General features: G+C 71.5%; 14 protein-coding genes, 1 pseudogene and 1 riboswitch. Of the genes and pseudogenes, 7 read left to right on the top strand and 8 right to left on the bottom strand.

All coding sequences use genetic code 11. The features are described 5' to 3' along the window. Positions 1 to 46: 46 nt before the first annotated feature. A riboswitch (M-box (ykoK) riboswitch) is annotated at positions 47 to 219 on the bottom strand. A gap of 92 nt (positions 220 to 311) precedes the next feature. From B073_RS0112135 to B073_RS0112110, 6 genes are all read right to left on the bottom strand, one after another. Further along, positions 312 to 2,222: an ArnT family glycosyltransferase gene (locus B073_RS0112135; RefSeq protein WP_018538367.1), complete on the bottom strand. Its 1,911-nt coding sequence runs from the start codon at positions 2,220 to 2,222 to the stop codon at positions 312 to 314. A 53-nt stretch (positions 2,223 to 2,275) separates the two neighbouring features. Next, positions 2,276 to 3,316: an NlpC/P60 family protein gene (locus tag B073_RS0112130; protein ID WP_018538366.1), complete on the bottom strand. Its 1,041-nt coding sequence runs from the start codon at positions 3,314 to 3,316 to the stop codon at positions 2,276 to 2,278. A 48-nt stretch (positions 3,317 to 3,364) separates the two neighbouring features. Continuing rightward, positions 3,365 to 3,847, bottom strand: coding sequence for a poly-gamma-glutamate biosynthesis protein PgsC/CapC (locus B073_RS0112125; RefSeq protein ID WP_018538365.1), 483 nt, complete (start codon positions 3,845 to 3,847; stop codon positions 3,365 to 3,367). After that, positions 3,844 to 5,181, bottom strand: a complete 1,338-nt coding sequence (gene pgsB, locus B073_RS0112120) for a poly-gamma-glutamate synthase PgsB (protein WP_026247297.1) — start codon at positions 5,179 to 5,181, stop codon at positions 3,844 to 3,846. The genes B073_RS0112125 and pgsB overlap by 4 nt, the downstream gene beginning before the upstream one ends. Position 5,182: 1 nt before the next feature. Continuing rightward, positions 5,183 to 7,525, bottom strand: a complete 2,343-nt coding sequence (locus B073_RS0112115; RefSeq protein WP_018538363.1) for a HAMP domain-containing protein — start codon at positions 7,523 to 7,525, stop codon at positions 5,183 to 5,185. Positions 7,526 to 7,670: 145 nt separating this feature from the next. Further along, a complete protein-coding gene (locus tag B073_RS0112110) occupies positions 7,671 to 8,894 on the bottom strand; it encodes an alpha/beta hydrolase family protein (RefSeq protein ID WP_018538362.1) in 1,224 nt (407 codons plus the stop codon). An 852-nt stretch (positions 8,895 to 9,746) separates the two neighbouring features. Between B073_RS0112110 and B073_RS0112105 the strand changes: the two genes are divergently transcribed. Continuing rightward, the gene (locus tag B073_RS0112105; RefSeq protein WP_018538361.1) at positions 9,747 to 10,499 is read left to right on the top strand and encodes a class I SAM-dependent methyltransferase; all 753 of its coding nucleotides are present in this window, start codon (positions 9,747 to 9,749) and stop codon (positions 10,497 to 10,499) included. Positions 10,500 to 10,531: 32 nt separating this feature from the next. Here B073_RS0112105 and B073_RS0112100 read toward each other — a convergent pair whose 3' ends face one another. Continuing rightward, a complete protein-coding gene (locus tag B073_RS0112100; protein ID WP_026247296.1) occupies positions 10,532 to 11,494 on the bottom strand; it encodes a helix-turn-helix transcriptional regulator in 963 nt (320 codons plus the stop codon). A gap of 94 nt (positions 11,495 to 11,588) precedes the next feature. Here B073_RS0112100 and B073_RS0112095 point away from each other — a divergent pair, with 94 nt between their 5' ends. The 3 genes from B073_RS0112095 to B073_RS46340 all read left to right on the top strand — a co-directional run bounded on the left by B073_RS0112095 (position 11,589) and on the right by B073_RS46340 (position 13,317). Next, a complete protein-coding gene (locus tag B073_RS0112095; protein WP_018538359.1) occupies positions 11,589 to 12,308 on the top strand; it encodes an NADPH-dependent F420 reductase in 720 nt (239 codons plus the stop codon). Between the two features lie 71 nt (positions 12,309 to 12,379). After that, on the top strand, positions 12,380 to 12,775 hold the full coding sequence (locus tag B073_RS0112090) for a VOC family protein (RefSeq protein WP_018538358.1): 396 nt from the start codon (positions 12,380 to 12,382) through the stop codon (positions 12,773 to 12,775). A gap of 20 nt (positions 12,776 to 12,795) precedes the next feature. Next, on the top strand, positions 12,796 to 13,317 hold the full coding sequence (locus tag B073_RS46340; RefSeq protein ID WP_158690119.1) for a DNA glycosylase AlkZ-like family protein: 522 nt from the start codon (positions 12,796 to 12,798) through the stop codon (positions 13,315 to 13,317). Between the two features lie 25 nt (positions 13,318 to 13,342). Here the strand turns inward: B073_RS46340 and B073_RS47770 are convergent. Beyond that, positions 13,343 to 13,674, bottom strand: a pseudogene (locus B073_RS47770) (hypothetical protein); the annotation flags it as partial. A gap of 191 nt (positions 13,675 to 13,865) precedes the next feature. On the opposite strand from B073_RS47770, the gene B073_RS47765 reads away from it, so the two are divergent. The 3 genes from B073_RS47765 to B073_RS0112075 all read left to right on the top strand — a co-directional run bounded on the left by B073_RS47765 (position 13,866) and on the right by B073_RS0112075 (position 26,044). After that, a complete protein-coding gene (locus tag B073_RS47765) occupies positions 13,866 to 14,462 on the top strand; it encodes a hypothetical protein (RefSeq protein WP_018538357.1) in 597 nt (198 codons plus the stop codon). Positions 14,463 to 15,547: 1,085 nt separating this feature from the next. Continuing rightward, the gene (locus B073_RS0112080) at positions 15,548 to 18,703 is read left to right on the top strand and encodes a non-ribosomal peptide synthetase (protein ID WP_158690118.1); all 3,156 of its coding nucleotides are present in this window, start codon (positions 15,548 to 15,550) and stop codon (positions 18,701 to 18,703) included. Between the two features lie 9 nt (positions 18,704 to 18,712). Continuing rightward, a complete protein-coding gene (locus B073_RS0112075; RefSeq protein WP_018538355.1) occupies positions 18,713 to 26,044 on the top strand; it encodes a non-ribosomal peptide synthetase in 7,332 nt (2,443 codons plus the stop codon). The last annotated feature ends 1 nt before the right edge of the window (position 26,045 follow it).

Genomic DNA, 26,045 nt, shown 5'->3' with positions numbered 1-26,045 from the left:
GTCGTCGACTCGGCAAGGAGCGGACCGGCCCGCACGACTTGCGGCCGGTTCACCCCAACTCGTCAGAGCTTTGGCACTGCACGGCGTAATCCACTGTGGGGGAAGCCACTTGGGGTCACCCCTTAGGCCGGGGAGACCTGTCCTGACCCTGGGCGTCTCTCGACGTCGTGGGGTCAGTGGCCTGTGTCCGTGCAGACGCCTCACCGAACGAGGTGCCTCTTCTTCAAACCTCTCAGAGTGTAGACCAATACTTGCGCAGATGTGCAATCGTTTGGCCGACTCTTGACCGTCCGCCGAGCCGCTGAGGGCGCTCAGCCGCCTCGTCGAGCGCAGTCGTAGAGGGTGAAACTTCCGTCCGAGGCGCGGTCGTAGGCGGTCGGCGGGACGCCGGTGCAGTGGCTCTTCACCCAGGCCGTGGCCGGTGTGGACGGGCGGCGTGTGGTCAGCAGGACGTAGCGCAACTGGTGGGTGGAGACCAGGTCACGGAGTCCGCGCGGGGCCGGGTACGGGGTCAGGCCGGTGAAGCCGCCCATCACCAGCATGGGGTGGGAGGCCGCACGCAGCAGGGGCTCGGCGCCGTAGGCGGCCTGGGTGGCCAGCAGGTACTTCTCTCCGGAGCGGTGTCCGGAGAGGTAGTGCAGGAGCGCGGCGTCGCGGGCGGAAGGTTCGCCCAGGGGGTTTCGCAGGATCTTGGGCCGGCGATGGAGCGCATCGTGGTAGCCGGGGCCGACCGGCCCGGCCAGCGGCTCGACCGGCGAGCCGGGGTACCGCGGGTTCAGACAGGAGGCGGCCCAGACGGCCGGGGCGAGCAGGGCCGATGCCAGGCAGGCCGCGAGGGCGCTGGGGACCGCCCGGCGCGCGGTCTGCGGACCACTGGTCCACAGACCGACGGTCCCGCACAGGCCGAGCATCAGGACCATCGGCAGCAGCCAGGGTGCGAAGCGACTGTGCGGGCCGTCGATCACCGCGGCCCACAGTGCCGTGACGCCGACCGCGAGGGGCAGCGCCGCCCGACGCCGGCCGCCGGCACGGTACTCGGCCCAGAAGACGGCGGCTCCGGCACCGGACAGTGCGGCCAGGGCCGGCGCCAGTACGGCCGTGTAGTAGCCGTGATTGCCGTTGGAGTTGCTGAAGACCACGATGTGCGTCAGCAGCCATCCGCCCCAGAGCAGAAAACCCGCCCGTGCCCCGTCGGTGCGCGGGTGTCCGGTGCGCCACCACACGCCCAGCGCCAACGCCAGTGCGGCCAGCGGCAGGAGCCAGGCGATCTGCGGGCCCACGCTCTGGTTGACCAGCATGGTCCAACCGGTGTTGCCGGTGGTGCGGCTGGCGGCGGTGCCGGCGACGGCGCCCAGTGCATGCGGGTCGTGGCCGAAGCGGCTCAGCCCGTTGTAGCCGAAGACCAGGGTGAAGGGGTTGTTGTTGGTGGTGCCGTCGAGGTACGGACGGTCTGCGGCCGGGGTCGCCCAGACCAGCAGGAGCCAGGAGCAGGAGACGACGAGGGCGGTGGTTCCGGCGAGCAGCAGCCGCCGGGCCCGGTCCAGGCGGGAGCCGGGAGCCGCCAGTTGGTAGACGGCGGCGAAGACCGGCAGGACGAGCCATGCCTGGAGCATCTTTGCCTGGAAGGCCAGTCCCACCCATGTCCCGCAGAGGAGCAGCGGCGCCACCCTCCCGGTGGCGACGGCCTTCTGCAACGCCCCCGCCGCGAGCACCAGCAGCAGGACGAGGAGGGTGTCGGGGATGGTGTGCCGGTTGAGGGCGACGGTGATCGGGGTCAGGGCGAGGGCCAGCGCGGCGAGCAGTCCTGCCGTGGGGCCGGCCCAGGCACGGACGATCCGGTGCAGTGCCTGGACGGCGAGCACGCCCTCCAGGACCTGTGGCAGCACCGCCGCCCAGTTGTGCGGTCCGAGCAGCCGGACGGAAAGGGCCTGCGGCCAGAGCGCACCGGGGATCTTGTCCACGGTGATCGAGCCGCTCGGGTCCAGCCCGCCGAAGACGAAGGCATGCCAGTCCGCGGCCATCGACCGCACGGCCGCGCTGTAGTACGGGTGCACCCCGGCACGGTCGATGCCCCAGGCGTAGAGCACCGTGGCGGTTGCCAGGATCAACAGCAGGGCGGTCGACTCCCGGCTGAGGGCGGCCCGTCGGCAGTGCCTGGCGTGGACGGCCCGCGTGGGGCGGCGGCGGTCGGTGGGGTCGTGGGCGGGGGAGGTGGTGGCCACGGTGGGGTCTCTCCGGGGGCGGCGGGCTGGGGTGCGGGAGGAGGGCGTCGGCTTCACAGGCGGCGGGCCAGGCGCAGCCCCCGGGCGTAGAAGCCGTGGCCGTCGAGCGTGGCGCGGCCGGCCAGGTCGCCCATGGTGGGGCCGTTCGCCTGGGAGCGGCTGGAGTAGAAGCGCGGATGCCCGTCGTCGTCCGGCCCCAGGTACATGCCGCAGTGGTCGATGCCGTGCGGTCTGCCGATGTCGATGGAGAAGAAGACCAGGTCGCCGGGGAGCAGGGAGCCGAGGTCGGTGGGCTGCCGGCCGGTGTTCGGGATCAGCAGTACGCCGGGTGCCCGGGCGGCGATGGCGTAGGCCCGGCGGGGCAGGCCGATCCCCGTGCCGTTGGTGGCGTGCAGCGGGTAGCCCATGCGGTAGCCCCAGATCAGGCGCATGAAGCCGGAGCAGTCCACATCCCCGTAGCGCTCCTGCTCCGGGTGCTTGCGGGTGCCGTCCGGGAAGATCCAGGGCACGCCGAGGTAGTCGTAGAAGTCGGACTTCTCGTCGCGCTGGTGGAACGACCCCGGCGGTTGCCCGGGAACGTCCGGCCCGAAGTGGGCCCTGCCGGCGTAGCGCAGGCCCGACGCGGTACGCCGGTCGGGGGCCCCGTCGCCGTACTGGAAGGCCACCGCGAGGACGTCCGGACGGCGGTCGGCCAGGGCCTTGGGAAACCACTCCCGGAACCAGCGGGTTTCCTCCTTGCCCTGGTGCCACACGCCCGGCAGCAGCCGTACCCAGGCATCGCCGCGCACCACGGCGCCGGTGGTGCGCGGCTCGCTCCAGGTGCGGGCCGGGCCGGCCAGCACGGCGGTGCGTGCGCCGTCGGTGAAGGTGGCCAGCACCCGGCCGTCGGCGGCGCGCGCCACCGTGCGGGCGGGCGTGTCGCATCGCTCGAAGTGGTAGCCGCCGGTCGGTACCGGGAAGTCGTCGTCCGGTGCGCCGCTGTGGGAACGGTGCCAGGCATATCCGCCGACCGCTCCCGCGGCGGCCAGGCCGACGGCGGAGCCGAGGATCTGACGGCGACTGGGCCTGCGGGGCGGAGTGGGCGCGGTGCCCATGGAGACCTCCTCGACGTGCGGACGGGTGGGGTGGGCGGGGGCGGCCGGTCAGCCGACGGGCAGCGCCCCCAGCAGCAACCCGGCCACCAGCACCACATACGTGCCCAGGGTGACCGCGGTGGTGGAGATCACGGTGGCCGCCAGCGGTTGCCGCACCAGCTGATAGGCGATCAGGCCGGGCACGATGAACCCCAGGGTCTGGGCGGTGTAGAGCAGCGGGAACTCGTGCTGCAGCGTGAGCGCCACCGTCGTCTGCAGCAGCACGGCGGCGAGCACCACGGCGGCGAACAGCCGCTTCCCGTAAAGGATCACATGGCGCTGAAGGACCTTGGTCGCGAGGAGGGTGAGCGCGGTGACGCCGATCACCATCGCGGCCCGGGCCAGATCGGTGACGAGGGTCAGCGCCAGCCAGCCGGGGGTGATCATGCCGCCCGGAGAGAGGTTGGTGGTCAGGTAGCAGATCAGGGAGAAGACCAGCCCGAGGGCGATCCCCAGTGCGGCGGTCTGCGGAGTGACGTCGACGGGGATCACGGCTGTTTCCTTGCGGGCTGGTGCCGGGCTTCGGCCGGGGCGGAGGACGGGATCGGGACAGGCAGGCCGGGTGCCGGGGCGTTCAGCGACGCCACCCAGCTGTACGGCTCCGGCTCGGGCGGATGCGCCACCGGAAGCGGCTCGCCGACGTCGTCCGGGGGCAGCTCGGCCAGGCACTCCAGGAACAGCTCTCCCTGGCCGTGGATGTTGCCGATGGCCACCAGCGAGGAATCCGGGCCGACTTCGGCGAGGATCGCGCGGGTCAGCTCCGCCGCGCCGCGCCGCTCGCCGCCCAGGTCCACCACCCGCCCCGACGACCAGTCCGGCGGGATGCCGTCGCGGGCGCTCTTGGTCGGATGCCCGATGAGAAAGACCGTCTCCGGGGCCAGGTCGGGCACGATCGCGCCCATCTGCCCGTTGCGTTCCACCCGGTCCGGACGGCAATTGACGACCACGTTCAGCGGGCGGCGGATCGCCCCGAGCTGCTCCAGCTGCCGGACGTTCATCAGCGTCGACTCGGGGTCGTTGGCGGCGAAGACGTTGGCGAAACGCAGCCTTCTCCCGTCGGGGGTGCGGTAGCGCTCGACGGAGAGCACGCCGGGGTCCGGCGGCGCGTCCCACATACCGCGCAGTGCGGTGGCCCGGTCCACACCGAGCAACTCGGCCACCGCCAGCGCGATGGCGACGTTCTCCTTGAAGGTGAACCAGCTGAACCCGCGCAGTTCCTCGTCGGTGACCGACTCCGGATCGACCGTGATCAGCCGGCACCTCCGTTTGTCCGCCTCCTCCTTGAGGATCGGCAGCCGTTCCCGCTCGGCGGTGACACAGATCCCACCGACCGGCATCGAACGGGACAACGAGCGCGCCACGTCGTCCAACGTCGGGCCCATTTCGTCGAGATGGTCCTCGCGCACATTGCACAGCACGCCGATGGTGGAGCGGATCAGTTTCTCCTGGTTGATCTCCTGCAGTGCCGGCATCACCGCCATGCACTCGATCACCAGCGCATCCGGCCGGTACGCCGCCGCGCGCCGCACGATGCCGATCTGCTCGACGACATTGGCGATGCCCAACTTCCGGTACACGGGCTCCTCGGTGGCGTCCGGGTGGATGAACCGGGCGGCGGTACCGGTGGTCTTGGCCACGGTGACCAGACCACCGCCGCGCAGCGCCCCCGCGCACAGCCGGGTGATCGAGCTCTTGCCGCGGATGCCGTTGACCAGCACCCGAGCGGGAATCTGCGCCAGCGCGGCATAGTGGCGCCGCTGTTCCAGTACGCCGGCGACCACCAGCACGGCACAGGTCAGCAGCAGCACAACGTAGAGGAAAAGCACGTCAGTCGGTCCTTTGCTGCCAGGGCGCGCTGCGGCGCTGGGACGAGAGGGCGGAGGTGGGGGCCACGTCGGATCCGGCGCCCCGGTCCCGTTCCACCAGTGCCTGCCGGAGCAGTTCCAGGTTGCGGGTGACCGAGCCGCACTCGTCGTGGTGGACCGGGTACAGCACCGTGCGACGGTCACCACCGGCCAGCCGCTCCGCGCACCTGGTGAGGGCGCGCAGCGGCCTGGCCACGACGATGTGCAGCCAGATCAGACCGGCGACGCCCAGGGACAGGGCGAGCAGTCCGGCCAGCATGGTGCGTGCCTGGAGCTGATAACCCGTCAGCTCAAGGTCGGCGGCGGCCTCGGCGGAGACCACCCGCCAGCCGAGCGCGGCCACCGGACCGGTCCGCGCCAGTGGCGCGGCGGCCGCGACCGAGGGGCCCTCGCCCGGCGCGCTCGCCGCGTCCAGGACGGCCGATGCCGGGCCGCCCGCGCCGCCGGGCGCCGCCTCGGTCCTGGCCACGAGACGGGTGAGGCCCCGGGTGGGAAGCGGCTGGAAGCCACGGAAGTCGATGTTCGCCGTGAGCACCCGGTGACGCTCGTCGGTCACCCACACCCGGCCCAGCCCCGGCCGTGCGACCACGTCGTTCAACGCGCTGACGCCGATCTCGGCGACCACCGCGACCGGCGCGGCGCCCCCCTCGGCGTGCCCGGCCGCCGGAATCCGGGCGTGGGCGGCGATCGTGGGGTTCCTGCCGGACGTGCTGACCTGGGTGAGGCCCTCGCCGGCCGGCGCCTGGGCGAGCGCGCGCAGCGGCCGCTTCCCGGTCCGCAGCACGATCCCGCCGGCGCGGTTCAGCACGTACAGCGACCGGTACGCGGGATGGTCGGCGCGTTCCCGCCGCAGGATCTCCTCCGCCCTTTCCGGTGGCGCGCCGGAGAGGGCCGATGCCACCGCCGCGAGGTCGGCGCGGGTCCGGTCGAGGGATTGCCGGACCCGGTCGGCGGCGGCCGCGGTCCGTGCCTGCTGGTCGGCGACGCTGGTCGCCGGCACTGCCTGGGCGGCCGGTACCCGGTTGAACAGGAACAGCAGCGGCATCGCCCACCCCGCGATCACCAGTGCACAGACGACAAGAACGGACCGCACCCCGAGGCGGCATCGCACCGGTGGCACGGGTTCCGTCCCTGCCCCGCCGACGAGTTGACGACGTATCGACTCCAGCGCCCGGCCCACTCTCCCGGGCTCACCGAACGCCGCGACCGGCACCGGCCGCGCCAGCTCGCCCCGGGCCGCGGCTCTCTCGCCCCGTGCCGCGGAGATGTCGCAGACACCCTCGGCCAGCCGGGCGGCGGACAGATGCAGCCGCAGCAGCGGACGCTGCACGGTGCCCCACAGCACCAGGGTCACCAGCACGGTGATCACCACCAACGCGCCGGCGGCAGCGAGGGCGAACGGCATATGGCCGGCGCCGCCCTTCGCCGATGCCACCTCCCTGAACGTGAGCATCGTCAACCCCAGCCGGGAGCTGTCGTCTTGGCCGCCGTCTTTCCCGCCGCCTTCGCCGTCGTCGTTCCTGTTGTCCTTGCCGTTCGCCGCCGCGACCGATGCCCACCCCGCGACCCGGCGCAACCCGTCGTGCTCGTCGCCGAGCACGCTGCCGGAGGTGTCGCCGGCGGATCGTCCGGCGTCGGCCGTCCGCACCACGGCGGCGGGGCGGGTGCGGTCATCGGTGTCGGGGGCCGGTGCCTGGGCAGCGCCGGCAGCACCGGTCGTGGCGAGCACCTTTCCGTCCCCGTCCACCAGCTGACCGGTGCGCCCACCTCCGTACACCACAGGAGCGGGGAGCTTCTCCGCTACGACCAGCAGGAGTTCATGCCTCGCGTGGGGAACGGTCACCCGGGCGAAGAGCAACAGCCGCGGCCCGGCACCCCCTGACGAGACCAGCCGGGGTGCGGGGTCCGCGGTGCCTGGCCGCATCAGAGCCGCGGCATCCACACCGGCCGGCGGCACCGCTGCGCCGCTGGTCGCGAGGGGCCGGCCCGTGTGCGGGTCGAGCAGCGCACCGCCCAGCACCGCGGGGCCGGTAGGGGCGAGAGCCCTCAGTGCGGCCGCCGGAGTACTGCCGTCGGCAAGCGTGGCGGACGCCGCGGAACGGCGCACTGCCCTGGCTCCGGCGTCGATGGCGGCCCGGACCGAGGCCGCCGCGTCCTCGGCGATGCGTCGCTCCGCAACGCGCACCGCCTGCGGGACTTCCTGGTCATGGACGGTGCCGAGCGCGAGCGTGGGGAACACGGCGACTGCCAGCAGTGCGCAGAGCAGAGCAGCGATCGGTGGGCGGACACCTCCGAGCAGAGGCATGTCGGCACGGCGCCGCGCACGGTGGGGACGGGGCGCGTGAGCTACCGGGGGCAGGGCGAAGTCCTCTCGGCACGTGGGGGATGCGGGCGGATGGCCGTGACATGCCGTCGCGCCGTGCGGTCGTCGGGGACGGCCTTCGGCTGGTTCAGCGCACGAACGCGACCTCTGGGTAGCGGTGCGAGGGGTCGTCGAGCAGGTGACTGTGCCGGTGCCGCAGGTGCTGGTCGAAGAAGGCCGCGAGATAGGTGCGTTGGATGTCGATGGCGCGGTTGGGGTCGAGCGTGCCGAGGATCGGCACCAGTTGAGGCGGGGTCAACCCGTATGCGCCCGGTGCCTGGGGGAACAGGGCCTCGGCGTCGGTGAAGGAGTTGTGCTCGGCGCCGAGCAGCTTCAGGTCGAGCCGCTCTCCGTGCAGGTGTTTCCAGAACCGCGCCCAGCTCCCGTCGGTGTTGCGGTTGTGGTGTTGGGAACTGAACAGCAGGAAGGGGCGGTTGAGTGTCTGGTGAACCTCCGGCCCGAAGAGCTGGCCGTCCAGGTCCGCGCCGGCGCGGATCCTGGAGTCCGCGTGCATGGCGGCCGGCACCGATCCGCCACCGAGGGAGGCGCCGAACATCCCTATGCGGTCCATGTTCACGGCGTGGGTCAGGCCGTGCGGGAGGGGGGCGTGCTCCACGTCCGGGTTGTGGCCGTGGGCGAGCGCGGCCAACTGGTTGATGACGAAGTGGGTGTCCGCCGCCCGGACGGCGATCGTGTGGGACGCATGCGTTCCCGGCGGCATGGTGTTCACCTCACGCCGCCCGCCCGGGAACAGCACCTCGGAGGCGTCGTGGGTGTGGTCGATGGTGACGACCAGATACCCGCGGCTGGCCAGGTCCTGGACCAGCGCGGTCCCCGATGCCCGGCTGCCGTGCAGCCCGGGCGAGTAGAGCAGCACCGGCAGTTTGCCGGCCCGGCGGTCGACCGGGGCGCCGGTGTGACCGGCGGTGGTGGGCAGGGTCACCCCGCCCGGCAGCACCTGCTGACTGCTCGGGAGGCGCGCGGCGGGATAGTGACTGGTGTGCGTGGCCGGATACCACAGCGAGACCATCAGTTCGCGCGGCTGGTTTCCGGGCACCCACGGATCCGCGCGGGTCGCGTCGCGCAGGTGGAGGTCGACCGTGCCGACGCGATAGCGCCCGGTCGGCGCGGGGAGGGTCAACTGGCCCGGGACCGGCGCCGGATCCACGGCCGCGGCCATGGGCGCACCGGCGGTCTTCTCCGCGGCGGTAGCAGGGCCGATACCGGCTCCCAGGACGACGGCCAAGGTCCCGGTGGTGCCAACGACCCGGGCGCGCAAACGCTTCTGGCGCCTGCGTGCGTGTTTCCCCATGGGCAGCTCCTCTCCCCGATGACGAACGCCACCTGACCGGCGATCGGTTGGCGCTCATCGTAATAGGTAATTCGCCGTGGTCCGCCCAAGTGCCTTTCCTGTACGGAGAGTTCTCATTACCGCACAGTTGGCCCGGCTGGGCTCCCCATTCTTGAGCCATGCCATGCACGTGAGGGCGCAGAGCAGAAAAATCAACAGTTTGACTCTCGGTGCCGATCCGCTCTACCCAGTGCGACGTCACGAATTACGCAAACGCGCCCAGGGGGAGCCAATTTGCTGGTCCAGCAAGGGTTCTGCGCGTCGCATATGCCCCTGTGCATTTCACCGAACCCACCAGTAGCCGTGGCCGAGTTGATGGCAGGGCATTTGAACAGCCGGTGAAGATGCGGTACTAATTCCCTGCGGATCGCAAGCGGGAAGCCCGACCAGGCGCCGCCGCTATTCGCCGTCGTGTGCCCTGCACGCGGCCGGGCGTGTGCAGCGGAATTCTGCGGTAACGCGACGCGCACGCCGGACTCGCGATATGCGCGTTCCCCGCGTCGAATCTCCGGGGAAGGTGACCGCATTGCCCGCGCTCCCCACTCCCCACTCCCTGTCCCCGTTGCGACGAGGGCACCGGTCACACTGCCCGCCTGCCAGTCGGACCAGGAGAGGTTGCGGCCGTTTCGCGCCGAACCAGTGCCCGACGACCTTCTGGCCGCTGCTGGAGGACACCGTGATGTGCGATCCGACGTCCCCGGCCGCCGCCCCGACTCCGTTCGCCGGGGACCGGGGACCGGAGACAGGGGAGCCCGGACGCAGGTCTCAATTGCGCCCTATTGCAGGCCGGTTGCGGTGGCTACGGTGCGGCGGGTGGCCAACTCATATACCCCGCTCTCGCAGTACTACGACCTCATCGTGGCCTCGGGCTACTACGACTACCGCGCCTACGACGCCTATGCGCGCACCTTGCTGGCACAGCTCGATGACCGGAAGGACGTCCTGGAGATCGGCGTGGGAAGCGGGCTGGTCTGCGAACGCCTGCTGGAGCTGAGCGGGGCCCGTCTGCGGATCACCGGGATCGACGAAAGCGACAGCATGATCGCCCAGGCACGGGCCAGACTCGGCCACCGCGTACAGCTGATCCGGCACGACATCGCGGAGCTGACCGCACTGCCGGCCTTCGACGCCGCCTACTCCGTCGCCGGTGTCTGGTACCAGGTCGAGCACGCGGCGGACACCGCGCTGTGCAGCCACCTCCTGGAGGAGAGCGACGACATCCGGGCGCTGAAGAACCTCGCCGCCGCGGTCCGGCCCGGCGGGTCGCTGCTGCTCGCCGTCCGACAGGGCCACCGGACCTGTCAACGGCCGCTGCCCGGCGGACTGGTGTACACGCAAGAGGTCCGCAGGGAGGGAGATACGGACGGCGATGGGGAGGGCGAGGGGGAGGGCGCTCGGTATGTGAAGGACTGTTTCGTCCGGCGGGCGGGCGAGGTGGTGGCGCACCAGCGCCGCCGCTTCCGCGTCTACCCGCAGGACCGCGCCGACCAGCTGCTGGCGGAGTGCGGCTTCCCCTTCGAGGCGGCCACCGGTGACGGGCTGCTGCGACAGTACCGGCGTACATAGGCGGCTGGTTGGCCGTGCCGGTGCTTGGTGGGTCAGCTGTCGAGGGCGTGCAGGGTGCGGTGGGCGGTGGTGCGGAGATGGCTGAGGACGTCGGGGTCGGCGTCCAGGGTGTAGTCGGCGTCGAGACCGGTGAGGGTCTGGGCGATGTGCGTCAGGCGGTCGTCGGAGGCGTCGAGAAGGCAGGTGTGGTCGTCGAGGGGCCGGAGACGGGTGCTGAGACCGGGAGTGCGGGCACGTATCCGCTCTGCGGATGCCTGGACGGTGGCGATGGCGCGATAGCGGGTGGGGGCGGTGGAGAGCCGGGCGGCGACGAAGGCGGCGGGATCGTCGCCCGGGACCGGGCGGGGCGGGACGCGTCGGCCGGTGGGGAGGGCGCCGGTGATGCGGTCGAGGCGGAAGAGGCGCCAGTCGTCCCTACTGGTGTCGTGGGCGAGGAGGTACCACAGGTCCCCCGAGGCGACGAGATGGCACGGTTCGGCCCGGCGGCCCGTGGTGGTGCCGCGTCGGGTGGTGTAGTCGAAGGTGACGATCTCGTGATCGCGGCAGGCGACCGCGAGGGTGGCCATCAGCGCGGGGTCGGCACGCGGACCGCGGGTCTCCCAGGCGATGCCGGAAGCGGCGCTCTGGAGGGCGGTGACCTGGCCGCGCAGGCGACGGGGGAGGACCTGTTCGAGCTTGGCCAGGGCGCGCAGGGCGCTTTCCTCGATACCGGTCAGGCCGCCGGCGGCGGTGCGCAGGGCGATGGTGATGGCGACGGCCTCGTCGTCGTCGAGGAGCAGCGGCGGCAGGTCGGTGCCGGGGGCGAGGCGGTAGCCGCCGGCGTGGCCGCGGGCGCTGTCGACGGGGTAGCCGAGCTCCCGCAGGCGGTCGATGTCACGGCGGACGGTGCGCACGGTCACGGAGAGTCGCTCGGCGAGGTCGGCGCCGGACCATTCCCGCCGGGTCTGCAGCAGGGACAGCAGCCGCAGCATGCGGGCGGTCATGTCGCTCGTCATGAATTCCATGATGCCCGCGTCAAAGGACACAGGCTGTCCTGAATGGCTTCTACCGTGGGTCACGTCCGCACGGAGCAAAACGGGAGGTTTCCCCATGAAGATCGCTGTTCTCGGTACCGGTGGCGGTGCCCGCTGCCACATCGCCAAGCTGCTGGAACTCGGACACGAGGTGGTGGTCGGCACCCGCGACGTGCAAGCCACGCTGGCTCGCACCGAACCCGACATGATGGGCAACCCGCCCTTCAAGCAGTTCCTCGCCGAGCACCCGGCCCTCACGCTGCTGTCCTTCGGCGAGGCCGCTGCCGCGGCCGACGAACTGGTCATCAACGGCATCGACGGCCACAACGCGGTCGCGGCCCTGTCCGCCATCGACGACGCGCTGGCCGGCAAGACGCTGATCGACTACGCCGTCCCCTTCGTCTACCGGCATCAGCCGGAGCACCCCTGGCCCACGCCGTGGGGAATCATGCCGAAGCTGGAGCCGGTGGACACCGACAGCCTCGGCGAGCAGATCCAGCGCGCCCTGCCCCGGACCAAGGTCGTGAAGTCCTTCGTCACCCAGGAGCAGAGCACCGTCGTCGACCCGGCCAGTGTCGGCGGCGGGGAACACACCATGTTCGTCGCCGGCGACCATGCCGAAGCCAAGCGGCAGGCCACCGACCTGCTCAAGGAGTACGGCTGGACCGACATCCTCGACCTCGGCGCCCTGGTCTGTGCCCGCGGCATGGAGATGTACGCGCATATGCACTCCGCCATCGGCTTCGGCCTGGGCCAGCAGTTCGGCGGCCACTTCGGCATCAAGGTCGTCCGCTGAGCGGTCGTCCGACCGCACTGCACCCCACCCCCCACCGCACTGCACCCACCGCACCTCACAGGAGCCTTCTCATGCCCCACCAGGCCCCCGCCCCCCTGTCCGGAAAGATCCTCTGCCAGGCCATATGGGCAAGCGACGGTCGCCAACTGGCCGACTTCTACGCCGCCGCCCTGGGCACCGAGGTCCGCCAGACCTTCCCGGACGAGCACGGCAACGAGGCCGCCTGCGCCTTTTACGTCGGCGCGACGATGTACCTCTTCTACACCTCAGGCTCGTTCACCGCCCCCAACTGGCCAGAGGAAGACCTGCCCTTCCACATGGACCTCGCCTTCGACGACGTCACGGCGGCGGAGCAGCGACTGCTGGAAATGGGCGCCACCAGGCCCGACCATCAGCCTGGCGGAGACCACTGGACCGTCCTGCTCGACCCCTCCGGCCAGCCCTTCTGTATCCACGCGGCCCACTGACCCCCGCTCCATCCACGACCATGACTGCCCTGCCCCGCATCACTCCCGCCCAGCGCCGCTCCCGCCTCGTCCGCCGTCACCTCCTGGCACCCGCCCGGCGCAAGGAGACGGCGGAGGCGGTCGCCGAAGCGCTGATCGGCCTGCACGCCACCGACCCCGCCACCGTCTATCTCACCGCCGCGGCCCGCATGCACACCCCGACCGCGGCAGCCATCGACCACTCCCTCTACCACGCTCCCAACGGGGCACCGGGACTGGAACGCATCCGTTGCATGCGCCGCACCATGTTCGTCGTCCCCGCCCACCTGGCCCCGGCCGTCCAGTCCGCCACCGTCCGCGACATCCCTCGTCAACGCGCCAGCACCACAGCCCAGTTGGGCCCAACACCCCGACGGCCACCTCAACCACCACCTCCTGACCGAGCCCGGCAACGAGGCCCGCACCGCCCTCGAAACCGAAATCGACCGCACCCACGCCTTCCTCGCCGGCACCCGCGTCACCCCCTGCTACCGCACCCCCTCGAACGCAGCCTCACCACCTGACGCCACCCCAACACGGCAGGCCGCCCCCGCTGCTCTGCGGTATCCGCTCGACCGTCAGGTTCTCGCCGGCGGGGCCCAGATGCGGATGTGTCCGGACGGTGATGGACGACACCAGCAGCACATGTTCGACCCCTGCCCGGCGGGCGGCATTGAGGATTTCCGCGTCCGAGCCCCTGTGCGGTACAGGAACAGCGAGCGCACGCTCTCCAGCGCGGGCTTCAGCGAAGCGAGGTCGGCGAGGTCGCCCCCACGCGCCTCCACGCCTTCGGGAGGAGAAGCTCCGTGGACCTCGGAGCTGGGAGAACGGCGCGAGATCGTTCGGCCGGATGGGCCCAGGCGTGCACACAGGCAGGACATTCAAGAGCGCCCAAGGAGCCCCGGGAGGCGCAGCGCCACGGCCGCTCGCCGTCGGCGAACCGGGTGCCGGCTTCGCCAGACTGCCCTGGTCCGGCGCGTCAGGGATGCCTGTGACTTATCTCGTATTAGCCTCTTGTTACTGAACGGAGTCCCTATATCACGGATTGCACTGCTCGACCACCGGAGATGAAATGCGCAAGCTTCAAAAGGCCACCGTCGTGGCCGTCGTCCTCGGAAGTTTCGGCTTCCTCGGCGCTCGCACCGCCTATGCCGACGGCGGGCAGCAGGGCGGGAGGGGCGGCACTGGGTTCGAGATCAGGCAGGGCAGCTCGTGTCGGTCGCACGACATGAACGTCGATGTCCTCGGCGAAGTCGGAATCCTCAACGGCGTGCTGGGTAACGCGCTCGGCGGGGAGGGCTCCCCGGGTGCACAGAGCACCACCATGGGCTCGTCCATGGGCTGCAACAACACCTTCGACGGCATGGCGGCCACGGGAGGCACGGGAGGCGGCGGCGAACGGGGCGGAGGCTCGGAGGGCCGAGAAGGCCACGGTGGGGGCGAAGCCGGCGGCGGGGGCGAAGCCAGCGGCGGCGGGAGCGAGGGCAGCGGCAGGGACGAAGGCAGCGGCCGGGGCGGAGACAGCGGCCGGGGCGAAGACAAGGTTGGCAGCTCGGACGGTGGGGAGGGCCACGAGGGCAAGTCGGGCAACGCGGGTAAGGAAGGCGGGGACGAACGGATGGGCGGGGAAGGCCCGGTGCACGCGATCAGTGGGCAAGGCGGGGAATGACGTAGGAGACCTCATCCGCGGTGTGCGGCCCAGGTCGCCTGCGTCGACACCGTGTCCGGTACCGAACCCGCAGGTCCGGGAGGCGTCCGGAACTGGTCCTGGGATGTTCGGACTTGGCCGGAGGGTGGAGCGCGGATCAACGGCGGATTCCTGATCAACTGCGATCTGCCGTAGCACGCCCCGGGCGGCTCCCGCGTCGGCTGCACAGCCACGCGGGTGCCGCCTGTCTCCACTGCCCCCCGCCCACACAGCTATCTGTGACGGTCCCGCTATGGCTTCACAACTCGATTGGTGTGGCGCAGATGTGATGCTCAATCAGTTTTCGTGAGCCCGGTGCGCTTCTCTTGCGAGCCTCCGTTTCTCGTATGTGTTTTTCTGGTTTCCGGGACGTGGCGGGATATGGACGCTCAGGCAACGGGAATCGGGTTCCGGGGAAGGGAGTTTCCGGGAGTGCCTGGGGTGGCCCTGCGATGCGGCTCGGTTAATTTGCCTGCGTTGTAGGGGGATGGCCGGGCCCGCTGCTGGGGGAGCGGAGTGGGCGAGTGAGGGCGTCGGAGATCACGGAGCCCCAGGTCAGGGAGTCATCAAAACCTGATGACGATCCACTTGGGCGGTGGCGCGGGGGATCGCGGTACTACTCGGCGGTAATTTCCGCGAGGGGGAGCGGGTGGGGCGGAGAAAGCGTTGCGGGCCGGCTTTTCGTGCTGTGCGGTGTGCAATTCGTGTGAAGAGGGTCACGTTGCGTCAGGCTGTGTGGCTGCTGCTACGTTGAGGAGCGTTGCAGGGCGACCGAGGGGGCGCACGACCATTTGCCACGTCATTATTGTTGCGGAATCAGATCCCTGCCGGTGTGGTGAATCCGCTATACGGGGAGACCGGAAAACCGGCCGGTGAGTCGGCCGCATGTCGGCGGCAACGACGAGGAGTGCCACGTCAGTTGACGTCACCCCCGCACCCCAACCCCATCACTTCATCACCGTTCCACCGCGACGGTGCCTCGGGCGACCCCCGATGCCCGTCGGTTCGTATGCGTGCCCGACCGGCGCGTGACGGGAAAGGTCCATCCGTTGAGGAACACGGCGCCTGTGCCAGGCACCAGTCAGCATCCGTTACTCGAAGAGCTCTTCCGGGAGCAGGTCGCACGCCACCCCGATGCGCCTGCCGTGGTCGACGGCGAGACCACGCTGTCGTACCGCGAACTCCACGACCGCGCGGGCCGGGTGGCGGCCGGGCTGATCGCGTTGGGTGTGCGCCGGGAGACGCCGGTGGCCATGGCCTTCCCGCGTTCGGCCGACGCGATCGTGTGCACGTTGGCCATCGTGCTGGCCGGCGGCGCCTATCTGCCGGTCAACCCCGACTTCCCCGGTGAGCGCCTGGCGCACATGCTCGGCGACAGCGGCGCCGAACTGCTGGTCTGTGCGCCCGGACTGGCGGGAGCGCTGGGCCCCGCGTTACCGCAGGCGACCCGGGCCATGACGCTCGGGGCCCTGATCGCCGAAGGGGAGCGTGCCGGGATCTCCCCGCCGGCCGAGGCCGTGCCCGGCGTGGGTGAGCGGTCCCCGCTGGCCTACGTGATGTTCACCTCCGGGTCCACCGGTCGTCCCAAGGGCGTGCTGGTGGAGCAGGCCGGCATCGTCCGACTGGTCAGGGACAACGGCTTCTTCCGCTTCTCCGCGGACGAGCGGCTGCTGCTGACCGGCGCTCTGGAGTTCGACGCGGCGACCTTCGAGATCTGGGGGTGCCTGCTCAACGGCGCGACGCTGTATGTGACCGGCAAGGAAACGCTGCTGGTCCCCTCCGCGCTGAAAACCTTCCTGCACCACCACGCCATCACCGTGATGTGGATGACCGCCCCGCTGTTCAGCCAGACCGCGGACGCCGACCCCGCGGTCTTCGCCCGGCTGGGTGCGGTGGTGGTGGGCGGCGATGTGCTCCCCGCCCGCCAGGCACGCGCGCTGCGGACCGCGTACCCGGGATTGCGGATCATCAACGGCTACGGCCCGACGGAGAACACCACCTTCACCACCACCCACGAGGTACGTGACGAGGAACCGGGAGCGGTGCCCATCGGTCGCCCGCTGAACGGCACGACCGTGCGCGTGCTGGACGAGGAACGACGGCCGGTGCCCACCGGCACGCCCGGCGAGTTGTACACCGGCGGGAGCGGACTGGCCCGCGGCTATCTGGGCCGGCCGGACCTGACCGCGGAGCGCTTCGTCATGATCGACGGCGAGCGCTGCTACCGCACCGGCGACCGCGTGACCATGGACGCGGACGGCCTGCTGCACTTCCACGGCAGGGTGGACGACCAGGTCAAGATCCGCGGGCACCGGGTGGAGATCAAGGAGGCCGAGGCGGCTCTGCTGGGCTGCCCCGGTGTCCTGGACGGATGCGTGATCGTCGCGGCGGACGAGGCGGGGAAGCACCTCGTCGGCTATGCGGTCCTCGGCGCAGGCGCGGACGCCGAACAGGTTCGGACGGCACTGGCCGGGCGGCTGCCCGACTACCTGCGGCCGGACCGCCTGGTGGTGCTGGACCGGCTCCCGCTGAACGCCAACGGCAAGGTGGACAAGGCCGCACTTCCCGTGGTGGAGAAGGAGAGTGAGGGGGCGTCAGCTGGCGAAGACGCGTATGCCGGGTTGTCTCCGGAGCAGCGACGGCTTGCCGAGGTGTGGGACGTGGTGCTGCGGCTGAAAGGCCGCGCCGTACGGCCGGAGGACGACTTCTTCGCGTTGGGCGGCAACTCCCTGGCTGCCGGGGCGCTCATCGGGCGACTGGCCGTGCGGGACGGGGTGGCCCTGTCGTACCGGGAGGTGTTCGACAGCCGCACCCTGGCGCGGATGGCGGATGCCGTACGACGGGCCGGACCGGCATCGTCGGGGGCCGGTCTGCCGCCGGTCACGCCGGCTCCGGCCGGTGTCCCCACCGCACTCCACCCGCAGCAGTACGGACTGCACACCCATGCCCAGGTGGCCCCGGCGTCACCGGCCTACCACATTCCGCTCCGTATCGACCTCGACGGGCGGGTGACCGCGTCGGCGGTCAGGGCCGCGCTGAACGAACTGGTGCGTCGGCACGATGCGTTGCGTACGCGACTCGTCGTCACCGGCGAGGGCGTGCGGCAACTGACGGATCCGCATGCGGTGGTGGAGTGGGTGGGGCCACCCGACTCCGACGCGTTCGCCGGTGCGGACGACCGGTCGCTGCCGGCGTCCTTCGTCCGGCCGTTCGACCTGGAGAACGGGCCGCTGTTCCGGGCGCTGCTGATCCGCCTGGACGACAGTTGCCACCGGCTCTACCTCGACGTCCACCATGCGGTGTTCGACGGGGTGTCGTTGCGGATCGTCGCGGAGGAGCTGACGGAGCTGCTGTCCGGCGGCGTTCTGCCGGAGCCCAAGTGGGGCTACGCCGATGCCGCGCAGTGGTACGCCGAGCGGCTCGCCGAGGGGGCGTTCGCGGCGGACGAGCGGTACTGGACGGAGGTCCTGGCCGATCCGCCGCGGCTGGAGCTGCCCACGGATCACCCCCGGCCGCCCGTGCGCGCCGAGAACGGAGCGGTGGTGCGGCTGGCGCCGACACCCGAGCGCGACGCGGCGGTCCGGCGGATAGCCGAACGGTCCGGCAGTACGCCGTTCGCCGTGCTGCTCAGCGCCTACACCGCGGCGCTGATGCAGCTCTCCGGCCAGCGGGACGTGGTGGTCGGCAGCCCGATGAGCGGGCGCATCCACCCCGACTTCGAGTCCGTGGTGGGGATGTTCGTCAACACCGCCCCGCTGCGCCTCACCGTCGGTGAACCCGCCACGCTCGCCGACCTGTTGGACGCCGCCCACCAGCGGCACCAGGAAGCCCTGGAACACCAGGCGTACCCCTTCGACCGGATCGTCGGACAGTTGGGACTGCCCCGGGACACCGCCCGGCTCCCCCTGCTCGACGCCTTCTTCGCCTGGCAGAACATCGACTTCCACACCTTCGCCCGCGACGGGCTGCGGGTGGACGTCACCCTGCTGCATCCGGACTCCTGCCGCTTCGACCTGAACCTCCAGGCGTACCAGCGGCCCGACGGCACGGTGCTCGAATTGGAGTACAGCACCGCACTGTTCACCGCGTCCTCCGCGGAATACCTGCTCCACCGCGTGGCCGAGCTGATCGACGACCTCGACGCCGCCCCGCACACCCCCCTGTTCGACGCCTCGGCGGCCACGAGCGCGGTCACCCCCGCCTACGCCGATTTCTCTTTCTAGAAGGACCCCATGACCAGCGCACTCCAGGTCCAGCAGGCCCTCCGCAACCACCCCCGCCAGCAGGAGTTCTGGGAGACCCGCAGCCAGGGCTGGACCGAACCGGTCCAGGTCATCCGCGACCACCTGCGCCCCGGCGCCGGCGAACACCGCACCATCGGCGCCCCGTTGGACCCGGCGACCTCGGCCGCCCTGACCCGGATCACCTCGGGCGACGCGGTGCTGCTGCGCACCGTCGCCGCCACCGTGCTGGCGCTGCTCGCCGCGCGGACCACCGACCGTGACGACGTCGTCGTCCAACTGCCCGTTCCTCCACAGCACTTCGACGCCCCCAACCGCGCCGTCCCGCTCGATGTGCGCATACCGGCGCAGACCGCGGCCAAGCAGCTCCTCGGGGCCGTCCGCGCCGGATACCTCGACGCGGCGGCCCATCTCGACGTACCCGTACGGCACCTGTTGGAGCGCGCCGGCAGCCGCCCGACCGACTTCATGATCGCGGTCGACGGCGACCTCGGCCCGGAGGACGCCGACCAGGCCGGTGCCCCCCTGCTGTTCACCCTGACCACCGGTGCCGACCCGCACCTGGCCCTGCGGTACGACCCGACGCTGTTCACCGAGGCCACCGCGGAGCGCCTCCTGGACGTCTACCGCACGCTGCTGCACACCCTCACCACCGCGCCGGACACCACCACCGACGCCCTCCGTGCCCCCTCGGATGCCGAACTCGCCCTGCTGGAAGGTGAGTTCAACGACACCCACGCGGAGTTCCCGGGCGGACGGCTGCTGCACAGCTTCCTGGAGGAGCGGGCCCGCGAACACGGTGACCGGATCGCCGTCGCCGACGGCAGCGGGACCACGTACGCCCAGCTCAACGCGGACGCCAACCGCCTGGCCCGCACCCTGCGCGCCCGCGGCGTCACCGCCGGCAGCATCGTCGGCGTCTGCATCCCCCGGTCCGCCGCGATGCTCACCGCCATCTACGCCGTGCTCAAGGCCGGCGGCGCCTACCTGCCGATCGACCCCACCCTGCCCGGCAACCGCATCGCCTACCTGCTGGAGCACAGCCGCACGGAACTGGTGCTCACCACCGGCGACACCGCCCATGTGGTCGGCACCCACCCCACTCTCGACCTCGACGACCCGGCGAACCGGTCGGCCGAGGACGGCGACCTCGACCCCGTCACCGGGCCGGACGACGCCTGCTACGTCATCTACACCTCCGGCTCCACCGGCCGCCCCAAGGGCGTGGTCGTCGAGCACCGCGCCATCGTCAATCGCCTGTGGTGGATGCAGCGCCGGTACCCGCTCGGCGCCGACGACGTCATCCTGCACAAGACGCCGTTCACCTTCGACGTGTCGGTGTGGGAGATCTTCTGGTGGTCGCTGGCCGGCGCCTCGGTCGCCACGCTGCCCAACGGCGCGGAGAAGGACCCCGAGCGGATCGCCGAGCGGATCGCCGAGAGCGGCGCGACCACCCTGCACTTCGTGCCCAGCATGCTGCACGCCTTCCTCACCTTCACCCGGGCCGCCGGTACCACCTCCCGCCTCCGCTCACTGCGGCAGGTCTTCGCCAGCGGTGAGGCACTTGCCGCGGCCCACGTCGAACTGTTCCGCGAGGCGCTGCCGGAGGCCCGGCTGAGCAACCTCTACGGCCCCACCGAGGCCGCCGTGGACGTCAGTTACTTCGACTGCGACACCGTCGACACCACCCGCTCGGTGCCCATCGGCCGGCCCATCGACAACATCAGGCTGCTGGTGCGCACCCGCAGCGGCGCGCCCGCCCCGATCGGGGTGCCCGGCGAACTGTGCATCGCCGGCGTCGGCCTGGCCCGCGGCTATCTGCACGCACCGGAGCTGACCGCGGAACGCTTTGTGACCGGCCCTGAGGGCTTCGGCCGCCTCTACCGCACCGGCGACCTGGCTCGCTGGTTGCCCGGCGGCATCCTGGAGTACCTCGGCCGGCTCGACACCCAGGTGAAGATCCGCGGCTACCGCATCGAACTGGGCGAGATCGAGCACCTCGCCGGCGGCGTCGCCGGGGTCGTGGAGTGCGCGGTCGCGGCCGTCGAGGGCGACCGCGGCGAGAAGGCGCTGTGCGCCTACGTCGTGACCGGGTCCGGCTTCGAGGAGTCGGCGCTGCGCACCGCACTCGCCGCCGAGCTGCCGTCCTACATGGTCCCGCAGTTCGTCGTCACCGTCCCCGCCATCCCCACCAACCACAACGGCAAGCGCGACCTGGCCGCCCTGCCGCGCCCGGCCCAGCAGAACACCGAAGAACAGCACGTCGAGCCGGCCACCGACACCGAGCGGCTGATCGCCGCGGTGTGGGCGGACGTCCTGGGCACCGAACGCATCGGCGCGCAGGACAGCTTCTTCGCGCTGGGCGGCGACTCCATCCTCGGCATCCGCGTGGTGGCCGCCCTGCGGCAGGCCGGCTACGAGGTCACCGTCGGCGAGGTCTTCGCCCACCAGCGGCTCGCCGAACTCGCGACCGTGGTGCGCCCGGCCCAGCAGGCGGCCCGGCCCGAGCCCGCCACCGGGGACACCGGCTCCTGGCCGGCCTCCGCGCTCCAGCAGGGCATGATCTACCACAGCAGCGTGGACACCGAAGTGCCCGTCTACCACGACATCTTCCGCTACCACGTGGACGTCCCCCGCGTCGACGACGACGCCCTGGTGGATGCCTGGCGCCGACTGACGGAGCGTCACCCCGTGCTGCGGGCCCGCTTCGACCTGGAGACGTTCGACCGGCCCCACATGGTCGTCGAGGACACCCCGGAGCTGCCGGTGGAGGTCACCGACCTGCGCACCGCCGCGGACCCGGCCGCCGCCGTCACCGCCTGGGCCGAACAGGAGAAGCGCACCCCCATCGACCCCGGCACCGCCCCCGTCTACCGCGTCCGGATCTTCGTCACCGCCCCCGACCGCGTCGTCCTCGGCCTCAGCTTCCACCACGCCCTCCTGGACGGCTGGAGCGTCGCCTCCCTGGTGGAGGAGTGGGTCCGCGGCTACGGCGACCTGCTCCAGGGCCGGGACGAGGCCCCCGCCCCCGCGGTGACCCTCCAGTCCCAGTACGCCGTCCTGGAACGCCGGGCCGAAGAGGACCCCGCCCAGCGGGACTTCTGGGCGGCCGAACTCGACGGCGCCGAGATGACCGAGGTGCCGCGGCTGGGCACCGACCGCGGCCACGGGGTCACCTCCGAGGTCGTCGTCGCCGCCCGCGCCCTGGACACAGCGCTGCTGGCGACGCTGCGCCGCCGCGCCCAGGAATGGTCCGTCCCGCTCAAGAGCGTCTTCCTCGCCGCCCACCTGCGGGTGCAGGCATTCGTCGCCAACCGGCGCCAAGTGACCACCGGACTGGTCGCCAACGGCCGGCCCGAGGTCGACGGCGCCGAGACCGCGCTCGGCATGTTCCTCAACACCCTGCCGTTCCGGCTCGACCTCGACACCGAACAGAGCTGGCGCGAACTGGCCGAACACTGCTTCGCGTTGGAACAGCGGCTGCAGCCGCACCGCTGGTACCCGCTGCCGGCCATCCAGAAGCTGCACGGCGGCCCGGTCTTCGACGTGCTGTTCAACTTCACCAACTTCCACGTCCACCAGCAGGACGCCCCGGCCGACGGGCCCGCCGTCCGAGCCGTCGACTACTTCGAGCAGACCAACGCGCCCCTCGTCGTCTACGTCGGCGCCAACGCCTACGAGGGCGGCTGGGAGTACCGCATCGGCTACGACCCCGGGCAGTTCACCGCCGAGCAGATCGACCGCTACATGGGCTACTACCGCAGCTGCTTCCAGGCACTGGCCGACGCCGGCGAACGCCCCTGGGCCGACACCGTCCCGCTCACCGCCGACGAGCGCGCCGTGCTGCTGCCCGCCGTCACTCACCCCACCGTCCCCGCACTGGACGGCAGCGCCACCCTCGTCGACCGCTTCACGGCCATGGCCGACAAGCACGGCGACGCCGCCGCCGTCTCCTGCGACGGACGCCGGTTGACCTACCGCGAACTGGACCGCCGCGCCAACGCGTTGGCGCACCACCTGGCCTCCCGCGGCGTGCGCCCCGGCGATCTCGTCGCCCTGGCGCTGGAGCGCGACGTCGAGATGGTCGTCAGCATCCTGGCCACCCTCAAGGCCGGCGCGGTCTACGTGCCGATCGACCCCGGCTACCCCGAGGACCGCATCCGCACCACCGTCGAGGACGCCGGCGTCCGCCTGGTCCTGGCCACCGCCGAGGTCTGCGCGCTCTTCCCGGACCGCGCCACCCTCACCGGCACCGCGGAGGCCCTGGACGCCCTCATCGGCGAGGGCACCGACCACGGCCCCGAGCACGGCCTGACCGCCGACTCCCCGGCCTACGTCATCTACACCTCCGGCTCCACCGGCCGCCCCAAGGGCGTCCTGGTGACCCACGGCAACGTCCTGCGCCTGTTCTCCCGGACCGAGCACTGGTACGGCTTCTCCGAGGACGACACCTGGGCCCTGTTCCACTCCTTCGCCTTCGACTTCTCCGTCTGGGAGCTGTGGGGCGCCCTGCTCTACGGCGGCCACCTCGTGGTCGTCCCCTACTGGGTCAGCCGGTCCGTGGACGACTTCGCCGACCTCGTCGTCACCGAGGGCGTCACCGTCCTCAACCAGACCCCGTCCGCGTTCGGGCAGGTCAAGCAGGCCCTGATGGACCGCGTCGGCCCCGACGACGTCCGCCTGCGGCACATCGTCTTCGGCGGCGAGGCGCTGGACTTCGCCGGCCTGGCCGACTGGTTCGAGCACTTCGGCGACGCCCGCCCCGAGCTGGTCAACATGTACGGCATCACCGAGACCACCGTGCACGTCACCTACCGCCCGGTGCGCACCGCCGACACCCGCGCCCCCGGCAGCATGATCGGCGAACCCCTCCCCGACCTCGGCCTCTACCTCGTCGACGACCTGGGCCGGCCGGTGCCCCTGGGCACCCCCGGCGAGATCGCGGTCACCGGCGGCGGTGTCGCCCTGGGCTACCTCAACCGGCCCGAGGAGAACGCCAAACGGTTCGTCGACCTCGACCTCGGCCACGGCCTGACCCGCGCCTACCGCTCCGGCGACCTGGCCCGCCGGCTGCCCGGCGGCGACGTCGAATACCTCGGCCGCGGCGACGCCCAGGTCAAGATCCAGGGCTACCGCATCGAGACCGGCGACATCGAGTCCGCGCTGGTCGCCCACCCGCGGATCGACTCGGCCCTGGTCGTCGCCTTCACCCGCCGCACCGGCGGCAAGGCCCTGGCCGGCTACTACGTCCCGCTGCCCGGCGAGACCCTCGACCGGCAGGAACTGCGCGCCCACCTCGCCGACCGGCTGCCGGGCTACATGGTGCCCAGCTTCCTGGTCGAGGTCGAGCGCTGGCCGCTGACGATCAACGGCAAGACCGACCGTCGCGCGCTGCCCCACCCCGAGGACCACTCCGGCGGCACCGACCGCGCCCACACCGCGCCGCGCAACGCCACCGAGGCCCGCCTGACCGCCGTCTGGCAGGACGTCCTCGGCCTGGAGCGGGTCGGCATCGACGACGCCTACTACGACCTGGGCGGCGACTCCCTCCAGGGCATCCGACTCGTCGGCGCCCTCCGGCGCGCCGGCTACGAGGTGCCGCTGCACGAGCTGTTCCGCCTGCAGACCATCCGAGCCCTGACCGACCAGGGCATGATCACCGCCGCCGGAGACCCGTCGGCCCAGGCCCCCGAGAGCCGGCCCTTCGACCTGCTCGACGCCGCCGACCGGGACCGCCTCCCGGCGGACGTCGTGGACGCCTACCCCGCCACCCAGCTCCAGCTCGGCATGATCTTCCACACCGACCTCGAACCGGCCCAGGCGGTCTTCCACGACCTGATCCGCTACCGCATCGACCTCCCCTTCGACCAGCAGGCCCTGACCGGGCTGCTGACCGCCATGGTCGACGCCGACGGCCACGAGATCCTCCGCACCTCTTTCGCGCTGGACGGCCACCGCCGGCCGCTGCAACTGGTGCACCCCCGCGGCCGGGTCGAGCTCACCGTCCACGACCTCACCCACCTCGACCAGGCACAGCGCCTCGCGCACGTCGACGCCTGGTTCGAGGACGAGAAGAGCACCGGTTTCGACTGGCACCTGCCGACCCAGATGCGATTCTTCGTGCACCGCGCGACCGAGAACTCCTTCTACCTCTCGGTCAGCTTCCACCACGCGATCATCGACGGCTGGAGCTTCTCCGGCCTGATGGCGCGGCTGCTGGGCGACTACCGCAACACCCTGGCCGGCCGGAACCCGGCCCCGCACCACCCGGCACCGCTGGCCTACCGCGACTACGTCGCCCTGGACCTGGCCGCCCAGCAGGACACCGCGGCCCGGGACTACTGGACCGGTCTGCTGGCCGACGCCCCCGCCACCAGGCTGCCCCGCTCGCCCGAGCCCGGGCGCCGCTGGGCAGAGGCCGAACTCCTCCTGGACGAGGGGCAGTACGACCGCCTGACCGCGCTCGCCGCCCGGCACGGCGTCTCCGTCAAGCACCTGTGCCTGGCCGCGCACTTCCGCGCCCTGTCACTGATCACCCGCACCACCGACGTGACCACCGGCGTCTTCGGCCACGGCCGCCCCGAACACCTGGAAGCCGACCGCATGGTGGGCCTCTTCCTCAACATCGTGCCACTGCGCACGGCCACCGACGGCTCGTGGGACGAACTGATCGGCGCCGTCAACCGCGTCGGCCATGAACACCTCCCGCACCGCCGCTACGCCTACGCCGGCATCCAGCAGGCCATGGGCGGCCGCCGCCTGGTCGAGACCGCGTTCAACTTCGTCAACTTCACCGCGTACTCCGACCAGTTGGGGGACGACGGCGGCCAGGTCATCGGCGACCTGAAGTGGTTCGAGCACGCCGACTTCGCCCTGCTGGTCACCTTCAACGCCGACCTGTTCACCCGCCGCATGCGGATCAACTTCAACGCCGCGGCACACGTCCTCGGCAGCGACGCGGTCCGCACCATCGCCGGCGTCTACCGCGCCGTCCTCGCCGACCTGCTGCACGAGCCGGGGGAGGGGCCGGACCTCACCGCCCTCCTCGCCCAGCTCCCGGCGCCCGCCGACGGCGACCTCGAACCCTACGACCGCCCGGCACCGACCGCGCACCCCGCCGGCCTCGACACCGTCGACCCGGCAGCCCTCCGCGAGCTGTTGACCGAACTCCTTGGCGACACCCCCGCCGACGGCACCGCGCCCGCCCCGGACTCCCTGACCACCCTCCGCCTCGCCCACGCCCTCCAGCACCGCTTCGGCCTCGACGTCCCGCTACCGGCACTGCTCGACGGCACCGCCCTGACCAACGCCCTGGGGCGGTGAC

The organism is Streptomyces sp. MspMP-M5 (assembly GCF_000373585.1).
Taxonomy (GTDB): domain Bacteria; phylum Actinomycetota; class Actinomycetes; order Streptomycetales; family Streptomycetaceae; genus Streptomyces.
This window is presented reverse-complemented; position numbering and strand designations above follow the sequence as displayed.

Coding starts and splice junctions, on each gene's coding strand:
- B073_RS0112115 (WP_018538363.1), bottom strand. CDS start 7,525: ATGCCTCTGCTCGGAGGTGTCCGCCCACCGATCGCTGCTCTGCTCTGC.
- B073_RS0112110 (WP_018538362.1), bottom strand. CDS start 8,894: ATGGGGAAACACGCACGCAGGCGCCAGAAGCGTTTGCGCGCCCGGGTC.
- B073_RS47765 (WP_018538357.1), top strand. CDS start 13,866: ATGCGCAAGCTTCAAAAGGCCACCGTCGTGGCCGTCGTCCTCGGAAGT.
- B073_RS0112090 (WP_018538358.1), top strand. CDS start 12,380: ATGCCCCACCAGGCCCCCGCCCCCCTGTCCGGAAAGATCCTCTGCCAG.
- B073_RS46340 (WP_158690119.1), top strand. CDS start 12,796: ATGACTGCCCTGCCCCGCATCACTCCCGCCCAGCGCCGCTCCCGCCTC.
- B073_RS0112075 (WP_018538355.1), top strand. CDS start 18,713: ATGACCAGCGCACTCCAGGTCCAGCAGGCCCTCCGCAACCACCCCCGC.
- B073_RS0112100 (WP_026247296.1), bottom strand. CDS start 11,494: ATGACGAGCGACATGACCGCCCGCATGCTGCGGCTGCTGTCCCTGCTG.
- B073_RS0112095 (WP_018538359.1), top strand. CDS start 11,589: ATGAAGATCGCTGTTCTCGGTACCGGTGGCGGTGCCCGCTGCCACATC.
- B073_RS0112130 (WP_018538366.1), bottom strand. CDS start 3,316: ATGGGCACCGCGCCCACTCCGCCCCGCAGGCCCAGTCGCCGTCAGATC.